The 13883-nt window shown below is 61.7% G+C and carries 2 protein-coding genes; both read right to left on the reverse strand.

What is annotated here, in order from left to right:
* Window positions 1–19: 19 nt before the first annotated feature.
* The gene (asnB, locus tag K0A93_03200; protein ID MBW6511113.1) at window positions 20–1876 is read right to left on the reverse strand and encodes an asparagine synthase (glutamine-hydrolyzing); all 1857 of its coding nucleotides are present in this window, start codon (window positions 1874–1876) and stop codon (window positions 20–22) included.
* Entirely contained in the window at window positions 1876–13872 is an 11997-nt protein-coding gene (locus K0A93_03205) for an amino acid adenylation domain-containing protein (protein MBW6511114.1), read from the reverse strand. Before K0A93_03205 ends, asnB begins: the two co-directional genes overlap by 1 nt.
* Window positions 13873–13883: the final 11 nt, after the last annotated feature.

Below are 13883 nucleotides of genomic sequence, written 5' to 3' on the forward strand. Positions count from 1 at the left end.
CCCATTGCCTTTGTGCGCCTCACTCGAACTGATCGAGAAAAATACTGAAGGTCAGCATCACCATCAACAGATCATTGTCGAAGGTCTGATTGATGCTGAAGCCGTCTTCCAGCGCGGCGGCTTTCAGGCGCTCAACGGTCTCGGGATTGAAGTAGTTCTGGCGTTTAATCCGCTCTGACGAGAGGTGATCGTTGATAAACTGGTGGTTGTACCGCAGCAGGTAGTCGCTCCCCGGCGCCACAAAGGCAAACTTCTCGCGATTGATGATCGGGGCGGGCACGACAGTGCGGGCGGCTTGTTTGAGGATGTGTTTTTCGACGCCTTGATGAATCATCTGCGCGGGGGGGATAGCACGGACATAGTCGATCAGGTCGATATCGAGAAAGGGGTAGCGCGCCTCCACCGAGTTGGCCATCGCCACGCGGTCGCCGTGATCGGCCAGCAGGTGGTCGGCGATGCGGAGCTTGAAATCGACGTAGGAGCGTTTGTGAAACAGATCGCGCCCGGCCAGCTTGCTCCGGTTGACAATCGGCTGGCGGGTGCTGTCAAACTGGTCGAAGCTGGCGGCTAGCTCGTTTGAGTACAACGCCTCCTTGAGCGAACCGAAGGCGTAATAGTCGCGCTCGTAGAAAAAATTCGCATCGTCCCACAGCTGCTCGCGCAGATCCTGCTCAAAAAGCTGCGCCGGGCCGGGGAACGCTTCCGGCTGGCGCAGACGGTCGAGGCGATAACCGACATAGCCGCCGAACAGCTCGTCCGCCCCTTCCCCGCTGAGAATGACCTTGTACCCGGCCCCCTTGACCATCGCCGACAGCGCCAGCGAACAGGTATTGTACGATTCCTTGAGCGGCGTTTCGGCATGCCAGACCGCCTGCGGCAGGCGGGTGCTGATCTGTTCCCAGTCAAAAACAGCCAGATGCCGTTGCGCGTTGATGCCGTCGAGGGCAATATCCTGAAAGTGGCGTTCGTCGATTCGCGCCTGCTCAAAGCCGATGGAAAAACAATCCCAGTTACTTTGCGGGCGCAGCTTGTGAATCAGGCGCGCGATCAGTGTCGAATCGAGCCCGCCGCTGAGATAAAAGCCGACCGGCACATCGGCTTGCAGGCGTCGCTCCACCGCCTGGGTGAGGAGCGCGATGAGGCGTTCCTGAACCACTTCCGCATCAGCGACCGGTTGCACTTCCGTTGCCACCGGATAGACCAGATCCCAGTATTCATGCACCGTGAGCTCGCCGTGGGCGGCCTTGAGCAGGTGCCCGGCGGGGAGGGAGCAGACCCCCTGAAACATCGTCTGCGGACTGACCAGACCGGGAAAGGTGAAGATCTGATCGAGCCCGCGCGGGTCGATGGCGGGACGAAACCCCGGATACTGCAACAGCGCCTTGATCTCCGAGGCGAAGATCAGCACCCCGCCGTGAACGGCATAGTAGAAGGGGCAGATACCGACCTGATCACGGGCACCGATGAAGCGCTTGCGCTTGCTGTCGTAGAGGGCAAAGGCAAACTGGCCGCGCAGTTGCTCGACCAACGCTGCGCCGACCTCTTCGTAGAGGTGCACCAGCACCTCGACATCACTGCGGGTACGGAAGCGGTGGCCGCGTTCTTCGAGCCCGGCGCGTAATTCGCGGTAATTGTAGATTTCTCCGTTGCAGATGCAGACCACTGAACAGTCTTCGTTATAGTGCGGTTGCTGGCCGGTCTCCAGGTCGATAATCGCCAGGCGGGTAAAGCCGAAGCAGACCTCCGGGCCGGTGTAATAGCCTTCACCGTCGGGACCGCGATGGGTCAGGGTGCCGGTCATGCGCTTCAGCACCGCCGCTGCCGGCCGACAGTCGGTGTTAAAGTCGAGTGCCAGATAACCGCTGATACCGCACATTAAAAATCATCCTCAATCTGATTCATCTCCTGCACCAGGTTGTCCTCGTCGATGCCCAGAAACTGACAGCACTCCAGCGCCAGTTGCGATAACGTCGCCTCCGGGCGGGCATGACAGGCGCTGACCAGAAAGACCAGGGCGGCGGCAATCTTTTCGACACTGGGTGCACGGTAGAGCTCGCTGTCATATTCAATAAATCCGTCTAGCTGCGCGTTGTCAAAAAACTCAAAATCGAGATCGAAACGGCTGGTGGTCGACGTTTCGAAGAATGGCGTGCAGCTGACGTTGGCGAAGTCGAAGCGGACCGGCTCATTATTGTGAAAGACCAGCATAATATCGAACAGCGGATGCTGATTCAGGCTTTTCGGGATCTGCTGATCAGCGACCATGCAGCTGAACGGGTATTCCTGATGATCAAAGGCGGCCAGCGTGGTCCGATTCACGGTGGCGACAAACTCCTTGAAGGTAACGTCAACCTCGATCCTTGAACGCACCGGCAGCAGATTGAGGAAATAACCGACGATCCCCTGGGTGTCGGGATGACTGCGGTTGGCACTGGGTACACCGACGATCAGATCATCGGCCCCGGTGACGGCATGGATCAGCAGCTTGAGCAACGCCTGCAAGACGATGAACGGGGTGACCTGACAATCGTGGGCGAGTTGACGCAACGCCGCCGCTTCGGAGCCAAGGGTAAATGCGTGGCGCGCGCCCTCCCCGGCCCGCTGCGGCGGACGCGGAAAATCGTGCAGCAGACCCGGTCGTTCCGGCTCTCCCGTCAGTTGCCCGTGCCAGAAGCGCTGGAGTTCCTGCCCCCGCTCCCCCTGCAAAAGCAGCTGCTGCGCCTGCGCCACGTCGCGATAGTGGCATGTCAACGGCGGCAACTCCGCCCCCTCGCCGCTCAAGGTCGTCTGATAATAGTGGGAAAGATCGCGGGCCAGAATCGCATCGGACCAGCCGTCACTGATGATGTGATGGAAGATCAACGAAAGAATGTGACGGTCGGGGGCGAGACACAAGAGGGTTGCCCGGAACAGGGGGGGGTGTTGCAGATCAAAAGGCGTCATTAGACGCGCGAGAATTTCGTTACGAATCCCCTCTTCCGTCGCGTCGTCGGGATCAAGGGGGACGATTTCAAGGAGCTGCGCAGGGGGGGCGAAAACCGTCTGGCGCGGTTCGCCACCGATCACCTCGAAACCGGTCCGCAGCGACTCGTGGCGGGTGGCAACGGCGGTTACGGCTGCGGCCAGCGCCTGCGGGGCCAGTGGACCTTCGAGCAGATAGGAGCCGAGGGTGTGGTAGGCACTCGAATCTTTGCTAAGCTGCTGAAACAGCCACAACCCCTTCTGGCCTGCGGTCAGCGGATAGCTGTCCGCCGCTGGCAACGCCTGCAACGGCAGCGCACGGGAACGCTGCAATTGCTGCAGCGCCGCCGCCAGCGCCCGTGGCGTGGGGTGGGCGTAGATCGTTCTGAGCGGCACCGCTACTTGCCGCTCCTGCCAGATCAGCCCGGCCAGCCGCACCACCTTGAGGCTGTGCCCGCCGTGGCCGAAAAAGTCAGCGTCGGCACCATACTTTTCATATCCAAGAATGCGGGCGAAGAGGTCGGCCATCGCCGCGACATCCAGCGCAGCGGGAGTCTCTGCCGTGAGATGCGTGGTGGCAGGGGGGGCCATCACGGAGTGCGCGGTGGTGGGCACGTTACGCGGAGCTACCTTGGCAAGATTGAGCGCTGCCAGCAACACCGCCGGTTCAGCCGCCACCTGCCGCAGCACGGTGTCCAGCTGCCTGGCTAACTGTTGCACCTCCGCGGCGTTGACCTGGGCGGTGTTGTAACGGAAAATGATTTCCAGCTGATCGCCCGGAACAACGTTCAGTTCCAACGGGTAGTGGGTGTGTTCGAAGAAGCTGACGGCACCAATTCCGACTGTCGTCCCGGTAACAGACAGAAGTTCCTGAACCCCCGCAGCCAACGGATAGTTTTCAAAAATCAGCAGATGGTCAAAGAGGGCCTGGCCCTTTGTCGTCTGAATCTGTGCCAGATTGACATGCTGGTGGGGAGTGGCCGCCAGCGCCTGCTCCTGGATCGTGCGGGCCAGATCGATAACCGCAACATCATCGATCGGCACGCGCACCCTGGTCGGCAGGGTGTTGATAAAGAGTCCGACCATGTCTTCGATCCCGGCAAGATCGACCGGGCGCCCGGAGACGGTAGTGCCGAAGATTATATCATGCTGTCCGCTGTGGTGACACAGCACAATGGCCCATGCCGCCTGCAACAGCGAATTGACTGTCACGCCAGCCTTCCCCCCCACCGCTTTGAGCGTGTCAAAGTCCGCGCCCCCAAGGGTCAAACCATGCTCCCCCGGGACGTAGGTGGTTGCCGGGGAAGTTGCCGAAAACAGGGTCAAAACCGGCGCGTTGGCCAGATAGCGTTGCCAGAAGTTGAGCGCGGCGGCATCGTCCTGCTCATCCAGCCAGACCAAAAATTGGTTGAAATCGATATGTGGTGCCGGAAGCGTCTTCCCCTGACAAAGGGCCATGAAGTCGCGCAGGAGGATTGCGATACTCCAGCCATCAAAGAGTGCATGGTGAAAGCTCCAGACGATGTCCCAGTCGTGCGGGCCACGCCGAATCAACAGTATCCCGGTTGGCGGTTCGCTGCCCAAAGCCGGAAAACGGGTGCGTTCTGCGGCACAGAGAATTTCCACCTGGGCGCTCTGCCGATCCGGTTCGAGCGCGGAAAGATCCTCGACCCGCAAGGCAGCGCGGTGATCATGCAAAACCTGCTGATAAGGCTGAGGAGTTTTTACGGCGACGAAACGGGTGCGCAACATGGCATGGTGATCGGTCAGCGCCTGCCAGACCTGTCGCACCCGCTCAGGGTCGAGTGCCGTCTGAACCGAAAAACGCGCCTGATTGATATAGGCACTTGAATCCTCATCGAACAGGGCATGGAACAGCATCCCTTCTTGCACCGGCGTCAGCGGCAGCGACTGTGAAGTTTCATTACTGACATAGGCGGCGGCCGAATCGAGCGGTGAGCGGTTCCGGTGTTCTTCTTTTGTTTCTTTAGACAGATGAACCGCTGAGTCAAGTTCGGCGGCCAGTGCGCTGACCGTCGGACAGGTAAAAATTTGCCGCACCGCGAGCGGGAACCCGGCGTCCTTGCTGCGGGCGGCGACCAGAATTGCACGGATGGAATCTCCCCCGCAGGAAAAGAAGTTGTCGTCGACCCCGATTGCCGGATTATCGAGAACCTGCGACATGATTTCCAGCAGCACCGTTTCGGTCGGCCCGGTGGGGGGGCGCTGCGCCGTTTTATCGGCAAGGGGGGGGGCCGTCGCCGCCGGGAGCGCCTTGCGATCAATCTTCCCGCTCAGGTTGAGCGGCATCTTCTCCAGACAGTGATACGCTGCCGGGAGCATATAGGGGGGGAGCCAGCTACTCAGATGCTCGCGCAGCTCATCGACCCCCGGTTGCTCCGCCCCCCCCTGCAAGGTGAAATAGGCGGCAAGATCACGCACCTCGCCGGTGGCTGGATCCGTAATCGTCCTGACCGCGGCATGCTGGATCGCCGCATGGGTGACCAGACGATTCTCAATCTCCTGCAGTTCAATCCGGTAGCCGCGCAGTTTGATCTGATCGTCACTGCGGCCGAGGCATTCGAGTTCACCATCGGCGCGCAGGCGGGCCAGATCGCCGGTGGCATAAAGGCGGACGGTCGGTGCCCAAGGGGGGGTGATAAACTTTTTGGCGGTCAATTCCGCCATCCCCAGATAGCCGCGTCCGACACCCTCTCCCCCGATATACAGCTCGCCGACCACCCCCGGAGGAACCGGTTGCCGGTTGCGGTCGAGGATGTAGACCTGCTCGTTGAGAAGCGGCGTACCGATGGTCGGCTGCTCCTTGCCGTTGAGCAGGGCGGAGGTCGACCAGATGGTCGTTTCGGTCGGGCCGTAGACGTTGAAAATTCGGGTCGAACTGGTGCGCAGTCGTGCAAAGAGATCACTGGGGAACGCTTCGCCACCGATCAATAACGTTTTTAACGTCGCCGGGACGGCGGCCGCGCCACTCACTTCCAGCATCAGCTTGAGGCGTGACGGAGTGGTCTGGAAGGCAGTGACCTGATGGGTCGCCAGCAGTTCGGCCAACGGGGTAATCGAGAGGTTGTCATCGTCGCTGGCCAGTACGATCCGGGTGCCGGTCAACAGGCAGGAGAAAATTTCCAGCACGGAAATATCGAAGGTGAAGGTGGTGACCGCGAGCAGCGTATCGTCCGCGCCGACACCGTAGATCCGAGACAGATTCTCGGTCATGGCAATCACGTTGCGATGGCAGATCATCACCCCTTTCGGGGCCCCGGTGGAACCGGAGGTGAACATGATATAAGCGAGATGGTCGGCGCTCAGTTGTGGCCGCGAAAGGGCGCTCGGGGCGATGGTCTCGCACTCCTGGGCGACGATCACCGGCAGCCCGCACTCCCGCACCCACGCATCATCCTGCATCTGGCTGACGACCACCGCCCGCGCACCGCTGCCGGTCAGGATTGCCGTGCGCCGCGCCAGGGGGTAGTCGGGGGCGATCGGAACATAGGCGCCCCCGGCTTTGAGAATACCGAGGAGTCCCGCCACCGCCAGTTCGCTGCGCTCCATAAGGATGGCGACCCGGTCATCCGGGGCAATCTTGACCGTGGCCGCCAGCGCCTGGGCGATCCGGTTGGCCCACTCATCCAGCCAGCGGCGGGAAAATGTCTGCCCGGCATAAATCAGCGCAATCGCGTCCGGAGCGCTGGCCACCTGATCGGCCCAGCGTTGCGGGATCGTCGCGGTGGCGGCAAACGGGTGTTCCGTGCGGTTAAGCGCCGCGAGCTGTTCTTCCTCGTCGGGGAGCAACAGGGGGAGTGCGGCCACCGGGAGCGTCGGTTGCGCGGTGACCGCATCGAGCAGCGCAGTGATGCGCGTGACCAGTTGTTCCATGGTGGCGCGCGCGAAGAGGGCGCTGGCATATTCGAGGCGACAGTGCAGTTCCCCTCCGGCGTCGATAACTTCGAAGGTCAGATCGAACATCGCCGTCGCCTTGTTGTACCGCCAGGGGGCGCAACGCTGCCCGGAGAGCTCACAGACCCGATCCTGCCCGTTCTCGAAGATGAACATGGTATCGAACAACGGGTTGCGACCGAGATCGCGTTCGACCGAGAGGGTGCGGAGGAGATCTTCGAAGGGATAACGCTGATGCTCGAAGGCCTGCAAAAAGGACCGTTGCACCTGGCGGACCAGCTCCTGAAAGGGGGTCTTTGGCACGATGGTGAGCGGCAGGGCGAGGGTGTTGGCGAACATGCCGATCACCGCTTCGAAACCGGCCGGGCGGCCATCGACCGGGATACCGATGGCAATGCGTTGTTCACCGGTGAGGCGCTGCAACAGCGCGCCGTAGGCTGCCAGCAGTAGCGAAAAGAGCGAGGTGCGCGAGGCGAGCGCCAACGCTTTGAGCGCCTGGGTCTGTGTTGCCGGGACAGTAAAGAACAGGTTGTCCCCCTGATAGCTTTGCAGTGCCGGACGTGGCTGATCGGTCGGTAACGCCAACGGCGGAACCGGCTCGCAAAATTGCGCCAGCCAGAAGGTTTCATCGTCAGGATACGCCGCCGTTGTCCGGTACTCCTTTTCGGCGGCGACAAACTCGGCGTAATGCGGCCCGGCCGGCGGCAGCGTCCGTCCCTGGGTGAGCGCCATCAGTTCGCGCATGAACGCGCTCAGGGCAAGTCCGTCGGCAACGATGTGGTGAAAATCGAAGAGGAGCAGCTGGCGCTGCTCGGCGAGTTGGCAGAGCGCCGCCCGCACCGGCACGTCGTGAGCAAGATCAAAGGGGCGGACAAAAGCGTCGATCACCTCATCGACCTCACGCCCGTCGGCAGCGCTCCGTTCCAGGGTGACCCGGTAGCGGGGGTGAAAGGTCTGGCACGGACGCTCGTCGCTGATGGTGAAGGACGCCCGCAGCGCCGGATGCCGTTCAAGAATCTGATTGATGGCCCCTTCGAGCCGGTCGCCGTCAAGCGGGGTATCAAGGACAAAGGCAAGGGGGAGATTGTAGAGGGTTTTTTCATCCGCCAGCTGATCGAAGACCAGCAGGCGCATCTGGGCGCTCGACAGTCCGGTCTCATCCGGCGCGGCGGTCGTGGTGCTGCGGGGATGCTGAAAGCGGAAGCTGAACCCCCCGTCGCGCAGACGCCGGACACTGTCGACGATAGCGGTGAAAATCTGCTCGATATCTGCCGGGGTGTGCGCCGCGCTCAGGAAGCAGATGCGCCGTTCCCAGGTGTAGATCCCCTGATCCATCAGCAGGTGAAAGAACAGATCCATTTCGATCGGGTCGAGGAGCAGACTGTTTTTCCCCAGCCCCTCAAAGCGGAACATCGAACCGAACGCGAGCAGCCGGATCGGCACGTCTTCTTCAACAAAGAAGGCGTTGGCGCGGCGGGTCAGATCATCCATGAGCGCCGCGATCCGTGCCTGCAAGGCCGTCCCCTCGTCGCGGATGGTGAGGAGGGCCGCTTTGGCCGCCGCCAGGGCGAGCGGATGTTTGACATAGGTCCCGGCGAAAAAAGTCACCTCGTCACTCGGATGGCTGTCATCGCCGTAGGACCAGTAACCGCCGTCGATGGCATTGAGAAAACGGGCATCCCCCGCCACCAGGCTCATCGGCATCCCCCCGCCGACGGCCTTGCCGTAGACCGCAATGTCGGCGCGGATGTCGAAGAGCGCCTGGGCGCCCCCCGGATGCATGCGGAAGCCGGTAATCGTCTCATCGAAGATCAGGGCAATGCCGTGCGTCGTGGTCAGTTCGCGCAGTTGACGGACAAATTCCACCGGCACCAACGCGGGGTTGCGACTTTGGACCGGCTCGACCAGCACCGCCGCGATCGTCTCGCCCTGAGCACGGAGCGCCGCCAGCGCCTCTTCGCCGCCATAATTGAATATGAGCACGTCATCGACCATTTTGCGCGGAATTCCGGCGGCGGTCGGATAGGTGCGCCCCTCGACCTGGGTCGCCAGGACGGTATCGAAGGTGCCGTGGTAGGAATTGCTGAACATAACGAGCTTCTGCCGCCCGGTCACCGCCCGGGCCACGCGGATGGCGACCATGACCGCTTCCGAGCCGGTATTGCAAAAGGCCACCCGCTCCATCCCGGTCAGCTCGCTGACCAGTTCCGCCACCTCTCCGGCCAGTTGCGACTGCGGCCCCAGTTCGAGCCCTTTTTGGAGCTGCTCTTCAATCGCCTTGATCACCTGCGGCGGACGATGACCGAGGAAGGTCACGCCGTAGCCCATGGCGATATCAATAAATTCGTTGCCGTCGATGTCGACAAAACGGGAGCCTTGCGAGCTGGCCGCGACGATCGGGTAGACCAGCTCCTTGAGACTCTGTTTGTAGCCGAGGGAGTTGATCCAGTCGGCCAGCACCCGGCGATAGCGGGCCGCCTGGGCTTTGGAAGCGGCGGTTTTACGGTTGAACGCGGCGGCAAACCCGGCAATGAAGTCGCGCTGTGCGGAACTCAGCGGATCTTCGACCAGGCGCATGGAGCGAAAATTAAAGCGTGGCTCCTCCTGCTCCTCTTGTTCCTCCTGCCGGTGGTCGATAGCTGCCTGGCGAGGCCCTGTTCCCGCCCCGCCGCCGAGCAGATCAAGCTGCCGATTGAAGAGCTCGCGCAGCGTCTCGACCTGCTGACTGAGGAGCGCGGCGACATCATTTCCGGTCGCTGCTGCTGAAACTCCCGTTGCAACCGGGTGCGCCGCTAGCGGGGCCGGTTGCGTCGCGGCGGCTGTCATGATCGGGGTTGGGGGCGGAAGAGTGGCGGCGAGGTGCGCCGCGATTTTGTCGAGGCTGTCGAACTGTTCGTAGAATTGCCCGAGCGGAATATTGACAGCAAAACGGCTCTCGATCTGCTGGCGAATCTGCACCAGCATCAGCGAATCGATCCCGAGCTCGAAGAGGTTGGCGGCGCAATCGATATCGTCCGCTTCCCGCCAGGTGACCTTGTGGACAATCTCCAGCAGGGCCGTGGTGACCTTTTGTCTGGCGTCGGCGGGGGATGCCGTTACGGTGATCGTTGCCGGGGTGCTTCCTTGTTGCGGGGGCGCGGTTTGGGACATGGCGGCAAACCCTTCCGGTAGATGCTGATGACGATGGTCAAACGGGTAGTTCGGGAGCGGCACCCGGTGCGCGGCAAAGGGCGCAAAGACGTTCCGCCAGGCGACGGGGATTCCGCGCAGATAGAGTTCCTTGAGCGCTTCCATGATCACCAGCAGGTCCGACCGGGTGCGCCCCGCCGTCTGCAGTAACGCCGGTCCGCCCTTTTGCCCTGCGGGTGCCTGCGCCCGAATGATGCTGCTCAGCACCGACGACGGGCCAAGTTCGATGAATATCTCGGCACCGCAGTCACGGGCGGAGTCGAGGCAACGGGCAAAGTTGACCGGACTGCGCAGATGGGTACGCCAATAGTCGGCACTGAACGTTTCGCCGGGGGCGAACGCTTCCCCGGTGAGGCTGCTCAGCACCGGGATGGTCGGCGACCGGTAGTCGATGGTGGCGCAAAATGCGGCAAAATCATCAAGAATCGGTTCGATGAAGCAGCAATGAGACGCGAAGTGGATAGCGAGCGGCTGAAATTCAATCCCCGCCGTTGCCAGACGCTCACCGAAGGTCGCGAGGGAGGCCTCTTCCCCGGCGATGACAATATTGTTCGGGCCGTTGATCACGGCGATGTCGAGTTCGGGCGCGTGCCGGAGTTCTTCGCTCAGGGTTGTCTGATCGGTAAAAACCGTCACCATCCGCCCCTGCACCGGCAGAGAACTGGTCAGCTCGCCGCGCTTGATGATCAGCCGCACGGTGTCCTCCAGCGAAATGGCCCCGCAGAGGGCGGCAACGATATATTCTCCCAGACTGTGCCCGATCAGCAGGTCCGGCGTAACCCCCCAGCTGCGCCAGAGGTTGAAAGCCCCCCAGGCAAAAGCCAGATAACTCAGTTGCGCGTAGGGACTGCTGTCGATCTGGCCGGTTGGGGCGTCGGTTGGCGGATAGAGGATCGCCGCGACCGCAAACCCGTGCGCGGCACAGATGGCGGTGCAGTCGTCGACCGCCGTCCGAAAGGCCGGCCAGGTGTCGTAGAGCTCGCGCCCCATCGCGGCATACTGGGTGCCGTGACCGGGGAGGAGCATGGCGATTTTGCCTGCGCCACGGGAGCTGAGACGGGTTATCCCTTCCCCGCGAGCGACTCCGGCCAGCCGTTTCAGAAGGGCATCCTGAGCGCTGACCACGGTGGCGATCCGGTAGGGATGGTGGTCGCGGGTGGTCAATTGCGAGAGGCTGAGGTTGGGATCGCAAAGGAGCTCTCCCGCCTCAATCCACTCAAGGTAGTCAGCGGCGAGTTGGCACAACGAACTTTCATTCTTGGCCGAGAGGGTGAAGAGACGATGTTCCAGCGGTTGCGATGGCGTGGAGAGCGCCGCCGGAACAGGGCCTTGTTCGACGATCAGGTGAGCGTTGGTGCCGCTGAAACCGAAGGCGCTGACCCCTGCCATCAGCGGTTGACGACCGCTGAGCGCGGTTGGCGACAGCGAGGCGTGCAACGGGATATGTTGCCAGTCGATGTGGGGTGAGGGCTGTTGCAGATGGCAGATACCGGGACTTTCACCCTGATTGAGTGCCATAATGGTTTTGATGACCCCGGCGACCCCGGCACACGCTTCGAGATGCCCCAGTTGACTCTTCAAGGCGCCGAGGACGACGGGGGGCAAGGCCGGGTCGCGCCCGCTGAAGACTTCAGCCAGCGCCGCGACCTCGATCGGATCCCCCAGCGGGGTGCCGGTACCGTGGGTTTCGATCAGGCTGATATCGTCAACACCGAGACCGGCATTCGCCAGCGCCTGACCGACCAGCTCGCGTTGGGCGGCGCCGTTGGGGGCGGTCAGGCCGTTGCTGCGACCATCCTGATTGACGGCGGAACCGCGAATCGTTGCGAGGATGCGGTCTCCGCCGGCGAGCGCTTCGTCGTAACGCTTCAGCACCAGCAGGGCACACCCTTCACCGCGGGCATAACCGTCGGCGGCGGCGCTGAAGCTTTTACAGCTGCCGGTCGGGGAGAGGGCTCCCAACGCCCGCATAATGTCGAACAGGCGGCGATTCAGAATCAGGTTAACCCCCCCGGCCAGAGCCAGTTCGCAGTCGCCGCTCTGCAAGGCGCGGGTTGCCTGGTGCAACGCCACCAGCGACGACGAGCAGGCGGTATCGATCGAAATCGCCGGGCCCCTGAAGTCATGCACATAACTGAGGCGGCCACTGGCGGTATTGTACATGTTGCCAGTCGCGGCGTAGGGTGAATTGAAGGTGTGATCCCCCGTCAGCTCTTTGAAATCTTCAGAACTGATGCCGAGAAAAACCCCCACGTTTTTCCCGCGCAGTGCTCCGGGGGCGATCATGGCATTTTCCAGCGCATGGGTGGAGACTTCGAGCAGCAGGCGCTGTTGCGGATCAAGCTGTTGTGCCTCAGCGGCGGAAATATTGAAGTAGCCCGCGTCAAAGTCCCAGATGCTTTGCTTCAGATAGCCGGCGATTTCATCCGCCAGCCACGGGCGGTCGCTCGGCGGTCGGTCGATGGCATTGCGTCCGGCGTGCAGAAACCCGGTGAGCGCGGCGGGAGTGTCCAGCCCGGCCGGGAAGCGAAACGCCATGCCGATGATGGCGATCGACTCATGGGGTGAAGATATGCGGCGCGACGCGGGCGGCTTCTTGGTCGTCGCCTGCAACCCGGCCTTGAAATCGGCGACCAGCGGGTGCCGAAAGAAAAAATCAGGGGCGATTCGCACCCCGAGGCGCTCGCCCAGTGTCGTTGACAATTTCAGAATCTGCAGCGATGAAATACCCAACTCAAACCAGCTGGTTTCAGCTGTCAATACCGGCGGCTGCCCGAGCATCTGCTCCAGTTCATCGGCCAGAACGACGGCGGGATCTGCCGCCGTCACAGTGGTCGGCACAGACTGCCGCGGGGCACGGGCAAGTTCAGCGGCGAGCTTGTCGAGTCGCTCGAACTCGTCGCAGTCCTTTTCCATCAGGTCAACAACTTGTGCCGTGGCTCCGTAATGGGCGATGTCGGCCCGTAAACCAAGGCTCAATGCGGAGTGCGGACTGATTTCGATAAAATGAGTCGGAACTTCCGCGGTCAACAGCTGCTCCAGCGCCTGGCTGAAGAGCACCGGTTGGCGGATATGTTCGCTCCAGTAGGCGGCGTCCCAGGGGCCGCTGAAGCGTTTCCCGGTCAGGGCTGAATAATAAGGACAGTTTGGCGTTGCGGACGTGGTTCCGGCAATCTCTCTTTGAAAGGTTTCGAGGCAGGGATCGAGATATAGGCTGTGAAAGGCGGTGCTGGTCCGCAATGCGCGACAGAAGCAGTGCTTCTTTTCAAGTTGTCGGGCAAGTTTTTTCAGGCTTTTGGGCGCTCCGCTGAAAACGACAGAAGCATGACTGTTGAATGCGGCAACTGTGACCTGCGGATATGCCGCCACCAATTCGCGTGCCCGCTCGTGGGAAATGGCCGCGAACAACATCCCCCCCTGCCCCGCCGCCGCCATGATCACCCGGAGTTGCTCCATCACCAGATTGACGGCCGCACTATCGGTCAGAACGCCCGCGCAACAGGCGGCCGCGACTTCACCGGAACTATGGCCGATGACGCCAGCGGGGCAAATGCCGCGACTCGCCAGCGATCTGGTCAGGGCGACCTGATAGGTAAAGGTCAGCAGGTGGGAAATGTCGGATTGGTCGATTTGCGGCTGCTTGACCTGACGCATGAGGTCAAGAACCGAGGGGCTTCCGGCTGCAACAAAGAGTGTATCGAGTGCCGTGACCTGTTCGTTAAAAACCGGCTCGGCATCGAGCAGCGTGCGCCCCATTCCGGCCCACTGGGCACCAATACCAGGGAAAACGAAAATTGTTTTAGCCAAGACAATGCCTT

The sequence above is a fragment of the Desulfuromonadaceae bacterium genome (assembly GCA_019429445.1).
GTDB lineage: Bacteria > Desulfobacterota > Desulfuromonadia > Desulfuromonadales > JAHYIW01 > JAHYIW01.

Excerpts from the sequence above, each read along its gene's own strand:
- asnB (MBW6511113.1), bottom strand. The coding sequence starts at position 1,876 with ATGTGCGGTATCAGCGGTTATCTGGCACTCGACTTTAACACCGACTGT.